The sequence below is a fragment of the Pseudomonas sp. BRM28 genome, from assembly GCF_002939405.1.
Taxonomy (GTDB): Bacteria; Pseudomonadota; Gammaproteobacteria; order Pseudomonadales; family Pseudomonadaceae; genus Aquipseudomonas; species Aquipseudomonas palmensis.
The window spans coordinates 2303357-2324257 of sequence record NZ_PEFV01000001.1; the positions used below are offsets into that span (position 1 = coordinate 2303357).

Consider the following 20901-nt stretch of genomic DNA (forward strand, 5'->3'; position numbering starts at 1 on the left):
CGCCAAAGGTAAGGCGATTGCAACGACTTTACGGCGTGACCCCCGTTAGACAAAGGGCTAACATGGCCGTCTGTTCCATCGCCATGCCGTTGAATCTTTCATGTCCAATCAGTCAATAAAAACGCCTTGTGTCGGCCTGTGTTCCACGGTTTACGGGGACCTGGTGTGTCGCGGGTGCAAGCGTTTTCACCATGAGGTGATCCACTGGAACGGCTACAACGACGATGAAAAGCGTGCGGTGTGGCTGCGCCTGGAACACCTGCTGGTGCAGGTGATGGCGGCCAAGCTGGAGGTGTTCGACGCCGACAAGCTGCGCGGCCAGCTGGAGCTGCGCAAGATTCGATTCGTGCCGCATCAGTCCGAGTACTGCTGGGCTTATCAGCTGATTGCGCGGGGCGCGCGGGTGATCCGCGAGCTGGAAGCGTACGGGATGGTGCTGCTGCCGGAGTTTCGCGACTGGGAGCTGCCCGAACTGCGCGATGCCATCGATCGGGAATTCTTTCTGTTGTCCGAGGCGCACTATCAACGCTACATCGCGCCGGGCTTTCTCAAGGATGCGCTGGGTTAAGCGGTGTTCCCATCGCGGGTCACGCCCGCGCCCACTGGATCACCGCTTACCCTGTGGGCGCGGGCTTGACCCGCGATGGGGTCTTCAGCCTCTGGCCAGCTCGTCCAGGTGCTTCACCTGGTCCTCGGTCTTGAGCACCAGCACATCGCATTCCAGCGAATCGAGCACCACCTCGGCGGTGTTGCCGATCAGCGCACCGGTAATCCCGCTACGCCCCACCGTACCCATCACCGTCACCACGGCTTCGTACTTTTTAGCCGTGTGCGGAATCAGCACGTCCGCCGGGCCTTCGGCCACATGCAGGCGATCGTCGGCGATATCGAATTCGGCCTGGAACGCAGCGCATTCGTCGCGGTACTTCTTCTCGATGGTGTCCTTGAGCTGGTACACCGGGTCCGCCGCCGAGAGCATGGGCGAGGGGTGGGCGCTGATCACGTGCAGGTTGCCCTTGGCCACGCTGGCAATGGCATAGCCGTGATCGATGATGCTGGCGTGCAGCTTGCGATGCTCCTGATCGTCGTTGCCCACGTCCACCGCCGCCAGAATCACGCCACCGGTCCAGGGGCGCTCGGTCTTGACCATCAGCACCGCGCACGGGCACTGGCGCAGCAGTTTCCAGTCCGAAGGCGTCAGCAGGAACTTCTTCAGCGCGTTTTCCGGCCGGTGTTCCTTGATTACCAGCTCACAGCCTTCGGCTTTCTGCACGTCGATGATCGACTCGTGCAGGGTGTCGTGCCAGGCCTGCTCATAGGTGACATTGTCGTAGCCATCGTCGTGCAACTGGCTGGCGAGCAGGCTGAGCAGGGCACTGTGGTCCTGCTTCTTGTCGCACATCAGCAGGTGCAGGCGTGCCTTGGTGACGCCGGCGATCAGCTTGGCGCGGGTCAGGGCCTTGCTGTGGGCGTGGTCGGGGTCGAGCACCACCAGGATGCTGCGAACTTCTAAAAGCATGAGGGAGAACTCCTTCGACAATGGCATGCGATGCCTGACTATAGTCGGCGCCCCGGATGCGGTGGATGTTGATGTGCATCAAGCATAGTCACTGGTGATCGCCACTGCCGCCGGTATAATCGCCGGTCTTGTCGACACCCCATGCCCGTTTGTGAGCCTATGTCCCTTATTCCCGAAATCGAAGCCTTCCTCGCCTGCCGCACCCCGGATGCCTGGGTCGATGCCGCCCTGGCCGACCAGGAGACGATGCTGATCGATCACAAGAACTGCGAGTTCAAGGCCGCCAGCACGGCGCTGAGCCTGATTGCCAAGTACAACACGCATGTCGACCTGATCAACATGATGTCGCGCCTGGCCCGCGAGGAGCTGGTGCATCACGAGCAGGTGCTGCGCCTGATGAAGAAGCGCAAGGTGGCCTTGCGCCCATTGTCGGCAGGGCGCTATGCCTCGGGGCTGCGCAAGGTGGTGCGCGCGCACGAGCCGGTGAAGCTGGTGGACACGCTGGTGGTCGGCGCGTTCATCGAGGCGCGCAGCTGCGAGCGCTTTGCTGCGGTGGTGCCGCACCTGGACGAGGAACTGGGAAAGTTCTACCACGGGCTGCTCAAGAGCGAGGCGCGCCATTACCAGGGGTACCTGAAGCTGGCGTATCAGTATGGCGAGGCGGCGGATGTGGAGCGCACCGTGGAGCGGGTGCGCGAGGTGGAAGCCGAACTGATCACCACGCCGGACGTGGAGTTTCGCTTCCATAGCGGCGTGCCGGCCTGAAAGCGTCGCGGGCCAAGCCCGCTCCCACAGGCTGATGGACCCATCCTGTGGCAGCGGGCTCGACCCGCGATACGGGCGCCGCAATACCTCCTTTTGTCGACCAAATAGAAAGCAAGCTAATTAATGCTTGGCCATTCGCTGCCTGAGCAGTAATATCTGCGGCATCCACTGCCTAAGCAGGTATCTCCCTTCATGCAGCACTTCACCCCCGAAAACTTCCAGTCCTGCACCATCGGCATGCTCCTGGGGCGCGCCGCACTGGTGAAGGACCGCATTCTGGACAGCCACCTGCAGGACTTCGGCGTCACCGCCGCGCAGTTCAAGGTGCTGATCATCGTGTCCCAGTACGGGGTCGATACCCCCGCCGAACTGTGCCGTTTCCTCAGCCTGGACAGCGGGTCGATGACGCGCATGCTCGATCGTCTGGAGCAGAAGGGCCTGATCGCCCGCAGCCGCTGCCCGCAGGACCGCCGCCAGGTACGCCTGGAGCTCACCGCCGATGGCGATGTGCTGGCCGGCCAGTTGCCCCAGATCGGTGCCTCGGCGATGAACGAGCTGGTTGGCGTGCTGGCCCCGGACGAGCTCAAGACCCTGGAAAAAATTCTGACCAAGGTGCTGCTGGCGGCCGGCGATGCCGTCACCGCTCTGCGCGTGGAGGCCCAATGAAACCACGAGCCCTGCGTGCCGGTGCAAGCCTGCTGGTGTTTGCCCTGAGCCTGGCCGGTTGCGCCAACTACAGTGGCCTCGATACCCAGGGCCGGCGCCTCGGCGCCGCCGACCTGCAGGCTGGCAAGACCCTCGGCGGCGTTGCCCTGTCGCCTGCGGCCTGGCCCAAGGGCGACTGGTGGACCCGCCTTGGCGACCCGCAACTGAACAGCCTGATCGGCGAGGCCTTGCGCGACAGCCCAGACATGCAGGTTGCCAGCGCCCGTGCCCATCAGGCCAGCGCCGCGGCCTACGCTGCCGACGCCGAGCGCATGCCCACGCTGGATGCCAGCGCCGGGGTCAGCCGCTCGCGCCTGGCCCGTGACCAGGACCCGACGGGGCAGGGCGGCAGCTACTCCACCCTGCGCAGCCTGAGCGCGACCTTCAACTACACCTTCGATCTCTGGGGTGGGCAACGCGATGCCTGGGAAGCCGCCCTGGGCCAGGCCCGTGCCGCCGAGGTGGACCGCCAGGCCGCACAACTGACCCTGGCCGCCGACGTTGCCCGTGCCTACAGCCAGCTGGGCCAGGCGCACATCGTCAACGACCTGACCCAGGAAGACCTCAAGCGTACCCGCCAGATGCTCGAACTCAGCCAGCGCCGGCTGGCCTCGGGTATCGACAGCCAGTACCAGCTGCAGCAGACCGAAAGCCTGGAGGCCAGCTCCCAGGAGCAGGCCATCAATGCCAAGAAGCAGCTGCGCAGCGCGCAGATCGCGCTGGCGGTGCTGCTGGGCAAGGGCCCCGACCGTGGCCAGCAGATCGCCCGCCCCAATGTGCTCAAGCCTGCTGCGGTGGCGCTGCCCTCGGTGCTGCCGGCCGAGTTGCTGGGCCGGCGTCCGGACCTGGTGGCCGCGCGCTGGCGGGTCGAGGCGGCGAGCAAGTCGATCGATGCGAGCAAGACACGCTTCTACCCCAACCTCAACCTGAGCGCCGCCGCCGGCACCCAGGCACTGCTGGGCGATGCGATCTTCGGCGCGCCGAGCCGCTTCTTCAACATCGCCCCGACCGTGTCGCTGCCGATTTTCGACGGCGGGCGCCTGCGCGCCGACCTCGATGCCCGTAATGCCGACTACGACCTGGCCGTGGCGCAATACAACAAGAGCCTGGTGCGTGCACTGGGCGAGGTCAGCGACAGCATCGACCAGCTGCATGCACTGGGCCAGCAGATTGCAGCCAAGCAACGTGCCACCGACATCGCCCAGCAGTCCTACGACACCGTGATGCAGCGCTATGGCTCCGGTATCGGCAACTACCTGGATGTGCTGAGCATCGAACAGCAGTTGCTGCAGTCGCAGCGTCAGCTGGCCGAACTGAACGCCGAACAGATCGACCTGTCGATCCAGTTGATGCAGGCGCTGGGGGGCGGCTACCAGGCCGACACCCAGGCCGCCGCATTGCCCTCGACTTCCCGCAATCAATAAAACGCCAAGGTATTTCTCATGGCCACTGCATCCTCCCCGGACACTGCCCCTACCGAGCAGGACCTCAACAATCAGCGCAAGCGCAAGACGCTGCTGCTCGGGCTGCTGGTGCTCGTACTCGTGCTTGGCGCCGGTGTGTGGGCCTGGCACGAGCTCTACGGGCGCTGGAGCGAAAACACCGACGACGCCTATGTGAACGGCAACGTGGTGGAAATCACCCCGCTGGTCACCGGCACCGTCACCAGCATCGGCGCCGACGATGGCGACCTGGTGCACGCCGGCCAGGTGTTGATCCAGTTCGACCCGAGCGACACCGAGGTCGGCCTGCAGAGCGCCGAGGCCAAGCTGGCCCGCGCCGTGCGCCAGGTGCGTGGGCTTTACAGCAACGTCGACGGGCAGAAGGCCCAGGTGGCGGCGCGCAAGGCCGAACTGCAGAAGGCCCAGGAAAACTACAACCGACGCAAGACCCTGGCCGCCGGCGGGGCGATTTCGCAGGAGGAGCTGTCCCACGCCCGTGACGACCTGGCATCGGCACAAAGCGCGCTGAGCAATGCCCAGCAGCAGCTCAACACCACCACCGCGCTGGTCGACGACACCGTGGTCTCCTCGCACCCCGAAGTGCAGGCTGCCGCCGCCGACCTGCGCCAGGCCTACCTGGACAATGCCCGCACCACCCTGGTGGCGCCGGTCACCGGCTATGTGGCCAAGCGCACGGTGCAACTGGGCCAGCGCCTGCAGCCGGGCACCGCGACCATGGCGGTGATTCCGCTGGACCAGCTGTGGATCGACGCCAACTTCAAGGAAACCCAGCTGCGCAACATGCGTATCGGTCAGCCGGTGGACATCGTTGCCGACCTGTACGGCAGCGACGTGAAGTACAGCGGCACCATCGACAGCCTGGGCGCCGGTACCGGCAGCGCCTTCGCCCTGCTGCCGGCGCAGAACGCCACCGGCAACTGGATCAAGATCGTCCAGCGCGTGCCGGTGCGGATCCACATCAACCCCGAGCAACTGGCCGAACACCCGCTGCGGATCGGCCTGTCGACTCAGGTCGACGTCGACCTGCACGACCAGAGCGGCCCGGTGCTGGCGCAACAGCCGCCGCAGAAAGCCTCGTTCGCCACCCAGGTGTACGACCGCCAGCTGGTGGAGGCCGATACCCTGATCGCGCGCCTGATCCATGACAACAGCGCCGCCAGCGGCAAGACTGCGCAGCGATGAGCGGGCAGGCTTCGTTCACCCCGCCAAGCCTGCTGCTGACCACCATTGGCCTGTCGCTGGCGACGTTCATGCAGGTGCTCGACACCACCATCGCCAACGTCGCCCTGCCTACCATCTCCGGCAACCTGGGGGTGAGCTCGGAGCAGGGCACCTGGGTCATCACCTCGTTCGCGGTGAGCAACGCGATAGCCTTGCCGCTGACCGGCTGGCTGAGCCGGCGCTTCGGCGAGGTGAAGCTGTTCATCTGGGCCACTCTGCTGTTCGTGCTGGCGTCGTTTCTGTGCGGTATCTCGCAATCGATGCCCGAGCTGGTCGGCTTTCGCGTGTTGCAGGGCGTGGTGGCCGGGCCGTTGTACCCCATGACCCAGACCCTGCTGATTGCGGTGTACCCCCCGGCCAAGCGGGGTATGGCCCTGGCGCTGCTGGCGATGGTCACGGTGGTGGCGCCGATTGCCGGGCCGATACTCGGTGGCTGGATCACCGACAGCTACAGCTGGCCGTGGATCTTCTTCATCAACGTGCCGATCGGCCTGTTCGCTGCCGCCGTGGTGCGTCAGCAGATGCGTACCCGGCCGGTGAGCACCAGCCGCCAGCCGATGGACTACATCGGGCTGTTGAGCCTGATCGTCGGGGTGGGGGCATTGCAGATCGTGCTCGACAAGGGCAATGACCTGGACTGGTTCGAGTCCAGTTTCATCGTCATCGGCAGCCTGATTTCGGTGGTGTTCCTGGCGGTGTTCATCATCTGGGAACTGACCGACAAGCACCCGGTGGTGAACCTGCGCCTGTTCGCCCACCGCAACTTTCGCATCGGCACCATTGTGCTGGTGGGCGGGTATGCGGGGTTCTTCGGCATCAACCTGATCCTGCCGCAATGGCTGCAGACCCAGATGGGCTACACCGCCACCTGGGCGGGGCTGGCGGTGGCGCCGATCGGCCTGCTGCCGGTGCTGATGTCGCCGTTCGTGGGCAAGTACGCGCACAAGTTCGACCTGCGCGTGCTGGCGGGGCTGGCGTTCGTGGCAATCGGTGCCAGCTGCTTCATGCGGGCAGGGTTCACCAACGAAGTGGACTTCCAGCACATCGCCCTGGTGCAGCTGTTCATGGGTATCGGCGTGGCGCTGTTCTTCATGCCCACCTTGAGCATCCTGCTTTCGGACCTGCCGCCGCAGCAGATCGCCGACGGCTCGGGGCTGGCGACCTTCCTGCGGACCCTGGGCGGCAGCTTTGCCGCGTCGCTGACCACCTGGATCTGGATTCGCCGGGCCGACCAGCACCATGCGTACCTGAGCGAAAGCATCAGTACCTATGAGCCGGCCACCCGTGACATGCTCGGCCACCTGGGCGGGGCGAACGGGCAGTCGTATGCGCAGCTGGAGCAGATGCTCAACAGCCAGGCGTACATGATGTCGACGGTGGATTACTTCACGTTGATGGGCTGGGTGTTCGTCGGGCTGGTGCTGCTGGTGTGGCTGGCCAAGCCGCCGTTCGCGGCCAAGGCCGGGCCGGCATCGGCCGGGCACTGAAAAAGGCTTCGCCGGCAAGGCCGGCTCCTACAGGATTACGCAAAACCTGTAGGAGCCGGCCTTGCCGGCGAAGGGGTCAGGCAAAGTCGAAGGGTGCCAGCTGGAACCCTTGTTCATCCACCTGCAGCGCCCACCCCTGGCGATCCCAGTCGCCCAGCACGATACGCCGCGCCGGCGCATCGCCCACCATCAGCTTGTGGATCGCCGGGCGATGGGTGTGCCCATGCACCAGGGTGCGCACGCCATGCTGCTGCATCACCCGCGGTACCTCCTCGGGCGTCACATCGACAATGTCATTGGCCTTCATGCGCGTCTGCGCGCGGCTTTCGCTGCGCAGCTTGCGCGCAAGCTTGTGCCGCGTGCGCAACGGCAGGTGGCGCAGCACCCACAGGCTCACGGGGTTGCGCAGGTAACGGCGCAGCTTCATGTAGCCTTCGTCACGGGTGCACAGGCTGTCGCCATGCATCAGCAGCACCGGTTCGCCGCCCAGCTCGACCACGCTGGGGTCGGGTAGCAGGGTGGCGCCTGCGGCCTTGCAGAACGCCTGGCCGATGAGGAAGTCGCGGTTGCCGTGCATCAGGAACACCTGGGTGCCCGTGTCGCTCAGCGCACGCAAGGCCTGGCAGATCGACGCCTGGTAGGGCGTCATGGCATCGTCGCCGATCCAGGCCTCGAAAAAGTCCCCGAGAATGTACAGCGCTTGCGCGCTGCGGGCACGGGTGGCCAGCAGATCAAGAAACGCCCGGGTAATGTCCGGGCGTTCTTCTTGCAGGTGCAGATCGGAGATCAGCAGTATCACCCAATGATCTCGGCTTTCTCGATGATCACGTCTTCGGCTGGCACGTCCTGGTGGCCGGCTTTGGAACCGGTGGCAACGGCCTTGATCTTGTCGACCACGTCGGTGCCTTCGGTGACTTTGCCGAACACTGCATAACCCCAGCCCTGCACGTTCTTGCCGCTGTGGTTGAGGAAGCTGTTGTCGGCGACGTTGATGAAGAACTGCGCCGAGGCCGAATGCGGCTCCATGGTACGGGCCATGGCGATGGTGTACTTGTCGTTGCTCAGGCCGTTGTCGGCTTCGTTCTGGATGCTCGGGCGCTTGTCTTTCTTCTCTTTCATGCCCGGCTCGAAACCGCCGCCCTGGATCATGAAGTTGCCGATGACGCGGTGGAACACGGTGTTCTCGTAGTGACCGGCTTTGACGTACTCGATGAAGTTGGCCACGGTGATCGGGGCTTTCTCGGCGTTCAGCTCGATGACGATGTCACCGTGATTGGTGGTCAGTTTGACTTGGGTCATGCTCAAATTCTCGCTTTTCAGGCATTCAAGAAATGGGTGCGCAGGATCGCGTAGTAACCCTGACGCACAGTTTACAGGCCACGATACGCACGTCACGGCAGTTTTTTTGCCCGGCCAGCCGAATATAGCGCCAGTTTGTCGGCGCTGCCCTGTCGGCAGCTCGGGCGCTTGGGCTATGATAAGCGCTTTGATTCAGTCGGCCTACCCGGGCCGTGTACCGGTATTTCAAGGATCCTATGAGCAAGCCCACCGCTGACAACGCTCCCAACGCCGCTGCCAAAGGCGCGCCCGCCGTCCCTGTGAACTTCCTGCGTCCGATCGTGCAGGCCGACCTGGATTCGGGCAAGCACACCAGCATCGTCACCCGTTTCCCGCCGGAGCCCAACGGCTACCTGCACATTGGTCACGCCAAGTCGATCTGCGTGAACTTCGGCCTGGCCCAGGAATTCGGCGGTGCCTGTCACCTGCGCTTCGATGACACCAACCCGGCCAAAGAGGACCAGGAGTACATTGACGCCATCCAGCGTGACGTCAAGTGGCTGGGCTTCGAGTGGACCGGCCCGGTGCGCTATGCCTCGCAGTACTTCGAGCAGTTGCACGCGTGGGCGGTCGACCTGATCAAGTCGGGCAATGCCTATGTGTGCGACCTGACCCCGGAGCAGGCCCGCGAGTACCGCGGCAACCTGACCGAGCCGGGCAAGAACAGCCCGTTCCGCGAGCGCAGCGTCGAGGAAAACCTCGACCTGTTCGCGCGCATGAAGGCCGGCGAGTTCCAGGATGGCGAGCGCGTGCTGCGCGCCAAGATCGACATGGCCTCGCCGAACATGAACCTGCGCGACCCGATCCTGTACCGCATCCGCCATGCCCATCATCACCAGACCGGCGACACCTGGTGCATCTACCCGATCTACGACTTCACCCATGGCCAGTCGGACGCCATCGAGGGCATCACCCACTCGATCTGCACCCTGGAGTTCGAAAGCCATCGTCCGTTGTACGAGTGGTTCCTCGACCACCTGCCGGTGCCGTGCAAGCCGCGCCAGTACGAGTTCAGCCGCCTGAACCTGAACTACACCATCACCAGCAAGCGCAAGCTCAAGCAACTGGTGGACGAGCAGCACGTACAGGGCTGGGACGACCCGCGCATGTCCACGCTGTCGGGCTTCCGCCGTCGTGGCTACACCCCGGCGTCTATCCGCAATTTCTGCGAGATGGTCGGCACCAACCGTTCCGACGGCGTGGTCGACATGTCGATGCTCGAATTCAGCATCCGTGACGACCTGGACCGCACCGCGCCACGGGCCATGTGCGTACTGCGCCCGCTGAAGGTAGTCATCACCAACTACCCCGAAGGCCAGGTCGAGCAGCTCGAACTGCCGCGTCACCCCAAGGAAGACATGGGCGTGCGTGCACTGCCGTTCGCCCGCGAGATCTACATCGACCGCGACGACTTCATGGAAGAGCCGCCCAAGGGCTACAAGCGCCTGGAGCCGGCCGGTGAAGTGCGCCTGCGTGGCAGCTACGTGATCCGCGCCGACGAGGCGATCAAGGATGCCGAGGGCAACATCGTCGAGCTGCGCTGCTCGTACGACCCCGACACCCTGGGCAAGAACCCCGAGGGCCGCAAGGTCAAGGGTGTGATCCACTGGGTGCCGGCCGCGGCCAGCGTCGAGTGCGAAGTACGTCTGTATGACCGCCTGTTCCGTTCGGCCAACCCCGAGAAGACCGACGACGGCGGCAGCTTCCTTGACAACATCAATCCCGATTCGCTGCAGGTGCTGAGCGGTTGTCGTGCGGAACCTTCGCTGGGCCAGGCCCAGCCCGAAGACCGCTTCCAGTTCGAGCGCGAAGGCTACTTCTGCGTCGACCTGAAAGACTCCACGCCGGGTAAGCCGGTGTTCAACCGCACCGTGACCCTGCGCGATTCGTGGGGCAGCTAAGGAACTCTACGTGCTAAGCATCTACAACACCCTGAGCAAGACCAAGGAAGTTTTCGTTCCGCTCGATGGCAACAAGGTTCGCATGTACGTGTGCGGCATGACCGTGTACGACTTCTGCCACCTGGGCCATGGGCGCAGCATGGTCGCGTTCGACCTGGTCACGCGCTGGCTGCGCTACAGCGGCTACGACCTGACCTATGTGCGCAACATCACCGACATCGACGACAAGATCATCAACCGCGCCAACCAGAACGGCGAATCGTTCGAAGCGCTGACCGCGCGCATGATCGACGCTATGCACGAGGACGAGCGCCGTCTGAACATCCTGCCGCCGGACCAGGAGCCGCGTGCCACCGACCACATCGCCGGCATGCACGCGATGATCCAGACCCTGATCGACAAGGGTTATGCCTACGCGCCGGGCAATGGCGACGTGTACTATCGCGTCGGCAAGTTCGTCGGCTACGGCAAGCTGTCGCGCAAGAAGATCGAAGACCTGCGCATCGGTGCCCGCATCGAGGTCGACGAGGCCAAGCAGGACCCGCTCGACTTCGTGCTGTGGAAGGGCGTCAAGCCCGGCGAGCCGAGCTGGGAATCGCCGTGGGGCCCGGGCCGTCCGGGCTGGCACATCGAGTGCTCGGTGATGTCGACCTGCTGCCTGGGCGAGAGCTTCGACATTCACGGTGGCGGCAACGACCTGGAGTTCCCGCACCACGAGAACGAGATTGCCCAGAGCGAGGCGGCCACCGGCAAGCAGTACGCCAAGGCGTGGATGCATTGCGGCATGATCCGTATCAATGGCGAGAAGATGTCCAAGTCGTTGAACAACTTCTTCACCATTCGCGACGTGCTCGACAAGTATCACCCGGAGGTGGTGCGCTACCTGCTGGTGTCGAGCCACTACCGCAGCTCGATCAACTACTCCGAGGACAGCCTGCGCGAAGCCAAGGGCGCCCTGGAGCGCTTCTACCATGCGCTGCGCGGCTTGCCGCGCGTGGCCGCACAAGGTGGCGAGGCGTATGTCGAGCGTTTTGCCGCGGCCATGAACGACGACTTCGGCACGCCTGAAGCCTGTGCGGTGCTGTTCGACCTGGTGCGCGAGATCAACCGCGTGCGCGAGGCCGAGCCTGAGGTGGCCGCTGGCCTGGCGGGCCGTTTGCGCGAGCTGGCCGAGCTGCTGGGCGTGTTGCAGCTGGAGGCCGACGACTTCCTGCAGGCGGGCGCCGAAGGCAAGGTCGATGCGGCTGAAGTGGAGGCGTTGATCCAGGCGCGTCTGCAGGCACGTACCGACAAGAACTGGGCCGAATCGGACCGCATCCGCGACCAGCTGACCGCCATGGGTGTGGTGCTGGAAGACGGCAAGGGCACGACGACCTGGCGTCTGGCTGACTGATCGGCGCTGAACTTTTCGCCGGCGAGGCCGGCTCCTGCACAGGTTGCTTTAGGAGCCGGCCTTGCCGGCGAAAGGGCCCTAACTGGCCACCTTCGGCCGACACTGCAACACCAGCCGCGCCCCGCCCAATTCGCTGTCTCCTACCTCCAGCTCAAACCCATGCAGGTCGACGATCGCTGCAACGATCGAAAGCCCCAGCCCGAACCCGTTGTGCCGATGACCTTCCTCGCTGCGGTAGAACCGCTTGAGCACGGCCTCGCGCTCGTCCGCCGGAATCCCCGGCCCGCTGTCCTCCACCTCGATCAGCACGCCCTGGGCGTCTTCACGGGCTCGCATCCGCACCTGACCACCGGCCGGGGTGAACTTGATGGCATTGCCCAGCAGGTTGGCCAGGGCCTCGAACAGCAGCTCGCGGTCGCCCTTGAGCGCCGGCAACTGGTCGGGCAGTACCAGGGTCAGGCGAATTTCGCCGTCCTCGGCCAGCGGCAGGTAGAAGTCATGCAGCTCCACCAGCAGGGCACGCGGGTCCAGCTCGACGAAGCCGGCACGGCGCTGGCGGTCTTCCAGTTCGCTGATGCGCAGCAACCCGCGAAAACGCGCCATCAGGGTGTCGGTTTCGCTGATGGCCTGGTCCATCTGGTCGGCCTGGATCGAGTCGTCGCCGACCTGCTGGCGGATCCGGTACAGCTGGGCCCGCAGGCGCGTCAGCGGGGTGCGCAGGTCGTGGGCAATGTTGTCGCACACGCCTTTGACCTCATGCATCAGCCGCTCGATGCGGTCGAGCATGGCGTTGACGATGGCTGCCAGCATGTCCAGTTCGTCACGGCGTGACGACAGCGGCAGACGGTGGGTGAGGTCGCCGGCCACGATCAGCTCGGCACTGGCCTGGATCGCCCTTATGCGCTTGAGCGGGCGGCGACGCAGCAGGTACCAGCCGGCGATGCCGGGAATGATGGTCAGCGACAGCCCCCACAGCAACGCATGCAGAATGATCCGCGTGACCACGAACAGCGAACCGTTGTCGCGTACCAGCACCAGCCAGCGGCCATCGCGCACCTTGAGCGCCACGGCATCACAGCTGTCTTTTGGCATGCGCGGGTCATCGGCATCCAGGCAGCGGCTGAGCTCGTGGATCCTGCCATCCAGGCCCAGCTCGGCCGGGATCTGGCGGATCTGCCCGCCCAGTGGGTTGAACTGCGCGTCGAACAGCCCGTAGGCATCGAAGCTGCGTTCGTCGAAGGCCTGGCTGGCGATCAGGGCGTCGTCGAGCTGCTTGCCGCTCATGTGTGCGAACAGATGCTGGCGCTGCAACAGGGAATGGCGGGTGAGCTTGTTCAGGTAGCCGGACACCTCGAAGTACAGCACCCCCATGAGGATGCTGCTCCAGGCCACGAACAGAAAGCTGTACAGCGCCAGCAGGCGGCTGGTGGACGAACTCCAGCCCTTAGACGGGTTCGGCAATGGCATAGCCGGAGCCCCGCACGGTGCGAATCAGCGGGGTTTGCCCGGCGGCGTCGATCTTCTTGCGCAGACGCCCGATGTGCACGTCGATCAGGTTGGTGCCGGGGTCGAAGTGGTACCCCCAGACTTCCTCGAAGATCATCATGCGGGTGATGACCTGGCCGGCGTGGCGCATCAGGAATTCCAGCAGCTTGTACTCGGTGGGCAGCAGGTTGAGGGTCTGCTCGCCGCGCCGGGCCTCGTGGCTTATCAGGTCCAGCTCCAGGTCGGCGACCTGCAGGCGGGTCTGGGCCATCGGCACGCTGTTGCGGCGCAGCAGCACTTCCACGCGCGCCGCCATCTCGTCGGAGGCAAACGGCTTGGTCAGGTAGTCGTCACCACCGGCGCGCAGGCCGCGCACGCGTTCGTCGACATCGGAGAGGGCGCTGATCATCAGGATCGGCGTGGCGATCTTGAGGTTGCGCAGGGTGGTGACGATGGTCAGGCCGTCGACTTCGGGCAGCATGCGGTCGAGGGTGATCAGGTCGTAGCCGCCGGCGATTGCCTTGGCCAGGCCTTCACGACCGTTGTCGGCCCAGTCGACCTCAAGGCCGTGGCTGGAGAGTTCGGCGACGATTTCCTGGCCGGTGACGGCATCGTCTTCGATAGTCAGTACGCGGGGCATGCTCTTACCTGGGCGGCGTGTGGAGACTCGATTGTGCCAAAGAATAGGCGGTGCCCGGGTTAAAGAAAAATTCATCTTGAAAAAGGGCTGCTGCGCAGCCAGTCACGGGTCGAGCCCGCTCCCACAAGGTTGCGATGAACCTGTGGGAGCGGGCTTGACCCGCGATGCATTCAGGCGACCTTGACGATCCAGCCCGCCGGCGCTTCGACGTCACCGCTCTGGATACCGGTCAGCTCGGCGTAGAGCTTCTGGGTCACCGGACCGACTTCGGTCTCGCTGTGGAACACGTGCAGCTTGCCGTTGTACTGGATGCCGCCGATCGGGGTGATCACCGCAGCGGTGCCGCAGGCACCGGCTTCGATGAAGCGGTCCAGCTGGTTGATCAGCACGTCGCCCTCGATCACCTTCAGGCCCAGGCGCGATTCGGCCAGTTGCATCAGCGACAGGCGGGTGATGCCCGGCAGCACCGAGGCGGATTTCGGGGTCACGAACTCGTTGTTGGCGGTGATGCCGAAGAAGTTGGCCGAACCCACTTCCTCGATCTTGCTGTGGGTCAGCGGGTCGAGGTAGATGCAGTCGGCAAAGCCGGCCTTCTTGGCCTCATAGCCTGGTTGCAGGCTGGCTGCGTAGTTGCCACCGACCTTGGCGGCGCCGGTGCCCTGGGGCGCGGCACGGTCGAAATCGGAGATCAGGAACTTGTGCGGGGTCATGCCGCCCTTGAAGTACGAGCCAACCGGGATGGCGAAGATCGAGAAGATGAACTCCGGCGCGGTGCGTACGCCGATGTTGTCACCCACGCCGATCACGAACGGACGCAGGTACAGGGCACCCTTGCCGTGCGGCGGTACGAAGCGTTCGTTGGCCTGGACCACCTGCTTGCAGGCCTCGATGAACTGTTCGGTCGGCACCCGCGGCATCAGCAGGCGATCGCAGCTGCGCTGCATGCGCAGGGCGTTCTGGTCGGGGCGGAACAGGTTGATCGAGCCATCCTTGCAGCGGTAGGCCTTCATGCCTTCGAAGCATTGCTGGCCGTAGTGCAGCGCGGTGGAGCCTTCGCTGATGTGCAGTACGTTGTCTTCGGTCAGGGTGCCCTTGTCCCACTCGCCATCACGGAAGTAGGAAAGGTAGCGCTTGTCGGTCTTGATGTAGTCAAAGCCCAGCTTGTCCCAGTTAATGCTCTCGTTACTCATGGCACCCTCGATCGGTTGGCAAATGCCTGTATGGTCAGGCCACGCATATTGCGCAAGCAGCCACGATAATACATCCCGTGCAGATCGGAAACGGGCAGATGCCGATTGCGCCGGTGCCCGGCCGCCAGCGCTTCAGGTCCGGCGTGACGAGCGTGAGTGGTCGCGCCGCCAGGGGCTTGACCGACGCAGGGCTCGTGGAGCATTGTGCGTGACATGAATATCGACCTGTTGACCTCGACCCGCACCACCACGACCGCCATCGGCGGGCGATGGGTGGCTGTGTAAAGCGAACGCAGCAGGTCACCCAAGGCCCCGCCAGCAATGGACGGGGCCTTTTGGTTGGCGCGTCCGGCTGGCATCTTAAGGAGAGACACCATGCCCGTACGGCGCGCGTTACTGATTCTGGATATGCAGGTCGGCCTGTTCCATGGCCCCGAACAGCCCTGGCAGGGCGAGCGGATACTGGCCAACATCAACCGCCTGATCGGCACCGCACGGGCGGCCCGGGCGCCGATATTCGTCGCGCGCCACACCGGCCCGCAGGGTTCGCCGATCGAGGCCGGCAGCACACCCTGGCAACTGCTCCCGGCGCTGGAGGTAGACGAGCAATACGACCGTGTGTTCGACAAGTTCCGGCCCAGTGCCTTCTGGAACACGCCGCTGCGTGAGTGGCTGCAGCAGGCGGGCGTTGAAGAGCTGGTGGTGGTCGGCATGAAAACCCAGTACTGCGTCGATACCAATTGCCGCGTTGCTGCCGAGCTGGGCGTGCGCCCGGTACTGGTCAGCGACGCGCACACCTGCATGGATACCCCCGGCCTAGGCGCCGAGGCCATCGTCGCCCATCACAACCTCACCCTGGGCAGTGGCTTTGCCACCTTGTGCGTCACCGAAGCCGTGCAGTTCTGATTGCGGCATGCACAGCTGCCCCTGCAACTGCAGGTGTTGCAGGAACACCAGGTCATGGGACGCCACCAGCAGGGTCCCCTGATACTGGCAGAGCATCTGTTCCAGGGCCTGCAACGATGGCAGGTCGAGGTGGTTGCTGGGTTCGTCGAGCAACAGCAGTTGCGCTGGCTGGTCGCTGTAGAGTACCGCGGCCAGCGCTGCCTTGAGCCGTTCGCCGCCACTGAGCAGGCCGCTGGGCAGGGTGATGCGGTCTGCATCCAGGCCCAGTTGTGCCAATCGGGTGCGCACGCTGCTCTGGTCGAGTTCACGGCACGCCTCGCGCACATGCTCCAGCACGCATACGCTCGGGTCGAGCAGGCTGCACTGCTGGTCCAGGTACGCAACGCTGGCGCGGGTCTCGCATTCACCCTTGCGGGGCGGCAGTTGCCCGGCCAGCACCTTGAGCAACGTGGATTTGCCGCTGCCGTTGGCGCCGGTGAGGGCAAGGCGCTGGCCGACGTACAGCACCAGGTCGAGCGCGTGCGGATGCTCGATGTGGGGTAGCTCAAGGTCACGCAGCCAGGCGATCTGGCTGCCTGGCGGCAACTGACGTGCCGGCGCGTGCAGTACCACCGGCTGCTGTGGGTCCAGGCGTTGAGCGGCTTCACGCACCTGGGTGTCCATGGCCTGGCGCGTGGCCAGGTGGTTGCGCTGCTGCCTGCCTGCGGTGGCCTCGCTGCGTTGCTGTTGACGGTCGAGCAGGATCTTCGCCTGGTTACTGTGCCTGGCCTCGTGGCCGGCTCTGGCCTGGTGGCGTTCGAGGCGCTCGTGTTGACGCCGCAGGTCGCGGGCCTGGCGCTGGCGTTCGAGCTTCAGACGTTCGAGATTGCGCTCGGCCAGTTCGGTGTCGCGGGCCTTGCAAGCGGTGAATGCGCTGTAGTCGCCCCCGTAGCTGTGCAGGCCCGAGGGCGACAGCTCGACGATGCGCTGCATGCTGGCGAGCAGCGTGCGGTCGTGGCTGATGACCAGCAGCCCCTTGTTCCAGCGTTCGAGCATGATCATCAGCGCGGCGCGGCTGGGGGCGTCCAGGTGGTTGGTGGGCTCGTCGAGAATCAGGTAGTCGGCGTCGCCGAGAAACGCACCCAGCAGTGCCACGCGCATGGCCTGGCCGCCGCTCAGCGTTTCGGCGGGGCGATCCCAGCGCAGCATGCCGAGCTGCTCGCGGGCCAGGTGGCTGTGCAGTTGCTCGCGTATGTTCCAGCGTTCGCCGACAGTCTCGAAGTCGCTCGCGGCGGTACTGCCAGCCTCGATGCGTTGGAGCGCTTCTATCACCTGGCGTACCTGGGCCAGGTCGGCGACCGTGGTGCGGGAGGCGATCGGCTGTTGAGCGAGGTAGTGCACGCGCCCCTGGCGCAGGCAGCGGCCATCGCTGGGCTCGAGCTGACCGGCCATCAGGCGTGCGAGTATGGATTTGCCCACGCCGTTGCGCCCCACCAGGCCGGTGCGGCGCTGGTCGAAACGTTCGGTGAGGTTGGAAAACAGCAGCCTGCCGTCTGGCAGTGCATAGGTGACGCTGTCCAGCGTCAGGGATGACGTGTTCGTCATGCGAACCTCCAAGGATGCCTGGTGCTTCCCCCGGTGAAGGGGCTGAAGACGGGCCGTCTGAAACGACGGTGGCATCAATGGCGCATTGGACGAATACCTCGGGATGCGGGAAAAGGCCTGTAGTCTAAGGGGATAGCGGCAGTCGGTAAAGGCCCTCCAGTGCCATTACCGGTCGAGTTTTTCATAGCCTATCGCGCCCGAGACGGGTTGTGCCCGGCTGATATCGAAGGCGTGTTCGAGTAGCGGTCTGGCTTGCTCCCATTGCGCGGCGCCCGTACCGTCGCGCCCTGTTACCGAGAGTGCGATCAGCTGTGCACTGAGGTGCTTCAGATCAAGTGGCTGGGCGTCATTGGCCGTTTCCGGCAGCCTGTCTGCCACCTTGTGGCGGCTCGAGTCCTGTTTGGCATAGTTGCCGAACTGTTCGACGCCCTGCACCCCTGCCAGCCGAGAGACGTGCTCATCATGCAGGGGGAAGCGCCGTACATGGCTGTCGGAGAAGGAGTCCTGCAGCAGGTGCAGCAACGAGCCCAACGCCAGGTTCTGGATGGTGCTGGCAGCATGCTCATTGTGCGAATCGTCACAGCGCGACTCTGTCCAGCCGTGTCCTCGCAGCATTGCCTTGAGTGCGGGCATACGCGTGCAGTTCCTGCTGAAAAGGTCTTCGGGCTGCCATAGCAGCCGTCGGGTGTTGCTGTGGGTGAGCGACTGGCTGAACTGCTCGCCACCTTCGGGGCTCATCAGTTGCGGCACGCTGCGAAAGTAGCGGTTCTTGGGGATTTCTCCGGTGGAAACACGGAATGTGAATTCGGCCCACATCATGATTCTGGCGCGTGTTTGTGTCGTGGTTTCCAGAGCGCTTGAGGCCATGGCGTGAAGGTACTGCATGTCGCCGCAGTGGGTGCGATACATGAGGTCCCAGGTGGGATTGATCTGTGTTGAACGCTTGCAGGAGTCTTTGAACGACAGGTAGAAATCCACTGGTACACCCGTCTTCATGAAACCCAGCGGATCATCGTTCCAGCGTGCGCCCGCGATGAGGCTTTCGATGAAGTTCTGATCCGCTTTAAGGGCATCGGGAATCGCTGCCTGCCTGATCGATGCCAGGGTCAGGTTTTCGTGTACCGCCTCGCTGAAGACACGAGTGTAGGCACCATTGTTCACCTTGCCGTAGGGTGACAGTTGGAAAGCGCTGGCCGATGCACTGACCAGGCACAGTGTTGCGGCGGACAGGATACGGTAGGCTCGCACGCTCGAACTCCCTTTCAGTGTGCCGGCAGGCTTTTGAGCAGCGTAGACGAGTTGCGTCTAGTGCGCGCGGGCTGAACGGCCCCTTTGGTCTATCCGGCAACGAGTACTTTGAAAGGGCGGTGCAGGTCAACGCTGTTGCACCAGGAAGGCTTCACCGCGGCTTGCCATACGCCTGGGTGATGCGGTCGATCACGATCGCCAGCGCAACGATGGCCAGCCCGGCCTCGACCCCCTTGCCCACGTTCAGTGTCTGGATGCCGGCCAGCACGTCCTCACCCAGGCCGCGCGCGCCGATCATCGAGGCCACCACCACCATCGACAGCGCCATCATCACCGACTGGTTCAGGCCGGCCAGGATGCTCGGCAGCGCCAACGGCAACGCCACCCGGCGCAAGCGCTGCCAGCGGTTGGCGCCCAGCCCCTGGGCGGCCTGGGTCAGTGACGGGTCCACCTGCGACAGGCCCAGTTCGGTGAGGCGTACCAGCGGCGGCAGGGCATACACCAGGGTGGCGAAGATCGCCGGCACCTTGCCCAGCCCGAACAGCATCAGCACCGGGATCAGGTACACGAAACTGGGCAGGGTCTGCATCACGTCCAGCACCGGCATCAGCAACCGGCGCGCCAGTGGCCGGCTGGCCAGCAAGATGCCGAACGGGATGCCGATCAGGAGGCACAGGCCGGTACTCACCAGCACCAGCGCGCAGGTCTGCAGCAGCTTGTCCCACAGGCCGACCACCCCGATCAGAAACAGCAGGCCGCTCAGCAGCAGCGCCCGCCGCACACTGCGTGTGGCGTGCCAGGTCAGCAGTGCCACCAGCGCCAGCAGCAACCACCACGGCGTGGCGCGCAGCAGGTTTTCCAACCCTACCAGCAGTTGCAGCAGGCCGTCCGAGACCGCCCGAAGCTGGTCGCCGTAGGCCAGCACCAGCCAGTCGACGAAGCGATTGACGCTGTCTGCGAACGAAACGTGCAGCGCCTCGGGAAAGCCCGTACTCACAGGGCCGACTCGACCCTGGTCGCCACCTCGGCGGGCAGCCAGGCCTTCCAGATGCTCGGGTTCGCCTTGAGAAAGGCCTGCGCTGCAGCGTCCGGCGCCTGGCGCTGCTCGCTCATCGTTGCCAGGGCGCTGTTGAGGGTGGCGATCGGCAGATCGACCTTGGCGAAGAATGCCACCAGCTCCGGGTACTGCTGGCGAAACGGCGCCGATACGCCGATCGACAGCCTGGCCGGCAGCGAGCGGGTGCCTTTGGGCTCGGTGTTGCCCGGGTCGGTGAGGGTGGCCCAGGCCTGGGCGTCGAATGGCGGCTCTTCAAGGCGCACCAGCTCGTAGCGGCCCATCAGCGGGGTGGGCGACCAGTAGTAGAACAGCACCGGCTTGCCACGGCGGATGGCGGAGGTGATTTCGGCGTCCAGCGCCGCGCCCGAGCCGCTGCGAAAGTTCACGTACTGCCCGTCCAGCCCGTAGGCCTTGAGCTTCTGGCTGTTGACGGTCTCGGAGGTCCAGCCGCTGGGGCTGTTGAGAAAGCGGCCCTTGTCGGGTGACTCGGGGTCCTTGAACAGTGGGGCATGGCGCTTGAGGTCCTGGACGGAACGCAAGTCCGGGGCCAGTGCCTTGAGGCCGCGCTGTTCATCGCCCTTGATCACGTAGGCGGGCACGTACCAGCCTTCGTCGGCGCCCTTGACCGTGTCCCCGATGCTGAACACCTGGCCGGCCTGCTCGGCCCTGGTCCAGGCCGGGCTGCGGCCAGACCACTCCTCGGCGATCACCTGGATGTCGTTGCGCGCCAGCGCCACCTCCATGCTCACGGTGCTGCCGGGCAGGGTGTCGGTGGGGTAGCCGTAGCCTTTCTCGACGATAAAGCGCAGCAGTTGCGTGGTCAGGCTGCCGCTTTCCCAGGTGATGTCGCCAAAGTGGATGGGGGCCGCAGCGGGCGCCGCCAGGCTCTGGGAGGCTAGGCCCAGTGCCAGCAGGGCGCCGCCGATCAATTGTGTCAGTCGCTTCATGTCGTCTCACTTGCCGCGCCGCTTCAAGGTCAGGCAAGTGTAGTAGACCCGC

19 protein-coding genes are annotated in these 20901 nt (G+C 64.6%); 9 read left to right on the forward strand and 10 right to left on the reverse strand.

Going from position 1 to position 20901, the window contains the following annotated elements:
* The first annotated feature begins 100 nt into the window (after positions 1-100).
* Positions 101-568, forward strand: a complete 468-nt coding sequence (locus CR917_RS11030; RefSeq protein ID WP_043863069.1) for a DUF1289 domain-containing protein — start codon at positions 101-103, stop codon at positions 566-568.
* Positions 569-652: 84 nt separating this feature from the next.
* On the opposite strand, the gene CR917_RS11035 is transcribed toward CR917_RS11030, so the two are convergent.
* Positions 653-1519, reverse strand: coding sequence for a universal stress protein (locus tag CR917_RS11035; RefSeq protein WP_043863068.1), 867 nt, complete (start codon positions 1517-1519; stop codon positions 653-655).
* Between the two features lie 159 nt (positions 1520-1678).
* Here CR917_RS11035 and CR917_RS11040 point away from each other — a divergent pair, with 159 nt between their 5' ends.
* The 5 genes from CR917_RS11040 to CR917_RS11060 all read left to right on the forward strand — a co-directional run bounded on the left by CR917_RS11040 (position 1679) and on the right by CR917_RS11060 (position 7160).
* Positions 1679-2284, forward strand: a complete 606-nt coding sequence (locus CR917_RS11040; RefSeq protein ID WP_043863067.1) for a tRNA-(ms[2]io[6]A)-hydroxylase — start codon at positions 1679-1681, stop codon at positions 2282-2284.
* A gap of 192 nt (positions 2285-2476) precedes the next feature.
* Positions 2477-2950, forward strand: coding sequence for a MarR family winged helix-turn-helix transcriptional regulator (locus tag CR917_RS11045; RefSeq protein WP_043863066.1), 474 nt, complete (start codon positions 2477-2479; stop codon positions 2948-2950).
* Positions 2947-4413: an efflux transporter outer membrane subunit gene (locus tag CR917_RS11050; RefSeq protein ID WP_104572283.1), complete on the forward strand. Its 1467-nt coding sequence runs from the start codon at positions 2947-2949 to the stop codon at positions 4411-4413. Before CR917_RS11045 ends, CR917_RS11050 begins: the two co-directional genes overlap by 4 nt.
* 18 nt (positions 4414-4431) lie before the next feature.
* Positions 4432-5634, forward strand: a complete 1203-nt coding sequence (locus tag CR917_RS11055) for an HlyD family efflux transporter periplasmic adaptor subunit (RefSeq protein WP_043863064.1) — start codon at positions 4432-4434, stop codon at positions 5632-5634.
* Positions 5631-7160: a DHA2 family efflux MFS transporter permease subunit gene (locus tag CR917_RS11060; protein ID WP_043863063.1), complete on the forward strand. Its 1530-nt coding sequence runs from the start codon at positions 5631-5633 to the stop codon at positions 7158-7160. Before CR917_RS11055 ends, CR917_RS11060 begins: the two co-directional genes overlap by 4 nt.
* Before the next feature lie 76 nt (positions 7161-7236).
* Here CR917_RS11060 and lpxH read toward each other — a convergent pair whose 3' ends face one another.
* The gene (lpxH, locus tag CR917_RS11065; RefSeq protein ID WP_043863062.1) at positions 7237-7959 is read right to left on the reverse strand and encodes a UDP-2,3-diacylglucosamine diphosphatase; all 723 of its coding nucleotides are present in this window, start codon (positions 7957-7959) and stop codon (positions 7237-7239) included.
* Complete coding sequence (locus tag CR917_RS11070; RefSeq protein ID WP_043863061.1) at positions 7956-8459, reverse strand: peptidylprolyl isomerase; 504 nt, start codon at positions 8457-8459, stop codon at positions 7956-7958. Before CR917_RS11070 ends, lpxH begins: the two co-directional genes overlap by 4 nt.
* A gap of 236 nt (positions 8460-8695) precedes the next feature.
* Between CR917_RS11070 and CR917_RS11075 the strand changes: the two genes are divergently transcribed.
* Positions 8696-10399, forward strand: a complete 1704-nt coding sequence (locus tag CR917_RS11075) for a glutamine--tRNA ligase/YqeY domain fusion protein (RefSeq protein WP_043863060.1) — start codon at positions 8696-8698, stop codon at positions 10397-10399.
* A gap of 10 nt (positions 10400-10409) precedes the next feature.
* Positions 10410-11792 (forward strand): cysteine--tRNA ligase, encoded by a 1383-nt coding sequence (gene cysS / locus CR917_RS11080; RefSeq protein ID WP_043863059.1) that lies wholly within the window; start codon positions 10410-10412, stop codon positions 11790-11792.
* A 78-nt stretch (positions 11793-11870) separates the two neighbouring features.
* On the opposite strand, the gene CR917_RS11085 is transcribed toward cysS, so the two are convergent.
* The 3 genes from CR917_RS11085 to CR917_RS11095 all read right to left on the reverse strand — a co-directional run bounded on the left by CR917_RS11085 (position 11871) and on the right by CR917_RS11095 (position 15107).
* A complete protein-coding gene (locus CR917_RS11085) occupies positions 11871-13259 on the reverse strand; it encodes a HAMP domain-containing sensor histidine kinase (RefSeq protein WP_104572284.1) in 1389 nt (462 codons plus the stop codon).
* On the reverse strand, positions 13237-13917 hold the full coding sequence (locus CR917_RS11090; RefSeq protein WP_043863057.1) for a response regulator transcription factor: 681 nt from the start codon (positions 13915-13917) through the stop codon (positions 13237-13239). The genes CR917_RS11085 and CR917_RS11090 overlap by 23 nt, the downstream gene beginning before the upstream one ends.
* A 170-nt stretch (positions 13918-14087) precedes the next feature.
* Positions 14088-15107 (reverse strand): branched-chain amino acid aminotransferase, encoded by a 1020-nt coding sequence (locus CR917_RS11095; RefSeq protein ID WP_043863056.1) that lies wholly within the window; start codon positions 15105-15107, stop codon positions 14088-14090.
* Between the two features lie 375 nt (positions 15108-15482).
* On the opposite strand from CR917_RS11095, the gene CR917_RS11100 reads away from it, so the two are divergent.
* A complete protein-coding gene (locus CR917_RS11100) occupies positions 15483-16013 on the forward strand; it encodes a cysteine hydrolase family protein (protein WP_043863055.1) in 531 nt (176 codons plus the stop codon).
* Here CR917_RS11100 and CR917_RS11105 read toward each other — a convergent pair.
* The 4 genes from CR917_RS11105 to CR917_RS11120 form a co-directional block, all read right to left on the reverse strand.
* Positions 15924-17597: an ABC-F family ATP-binding cassette domain-containing protein gene (locus tag CR917_RS11105; RefSeq protein WP_104572285.1), complete on the reverse strand. Its 1674-nt coding sequence runs from the start codon at positions 17595-17597 to the stop codon at positions 15924-15926. The genes CR917_RS11100 and CR917_RS11105 overlap by 90 nt on opposite strands.
* A 165-nt stretch (positions 17598-17762) precedes the next feature.
* Positions 17763-18845 (reverse strand): hypothetical protein, encoded by a 1083-nt coding sequence (locus CR917_RS11110; protein ID WP_104572286.1) that lies wholly within the window; start codon positions 18843-18845, stop codon positions 17763-17765.
* Between the two features lie 151 nt (positions 18846-18996).
* On the reverse strand, positions 18997-19842 hold the full coding sequence (locus CR917_RS11115; RefSeq protein WP_043863053.1) for a proline/glycine betaine ABC transporter permease: 846 nt from the start codon (positions 19840-19842) through the stop codon (positions 18997-18999).
* A complete protein-coding gene (locus tag CR917_RS11120; protein ID WP_104572287.1) occupies positions 19839-20849 on the reverse strand; it encodes an ABC transporter substrate-binding protein in 1011 nt (336 codons plus the stop codon). Before CR917_RS11120 ends, CR917_RS11115 begins: the two co-directional genes overlap by 4 nt.
* Positions 20850-20901: the final 52 nt, after the last annotated feature.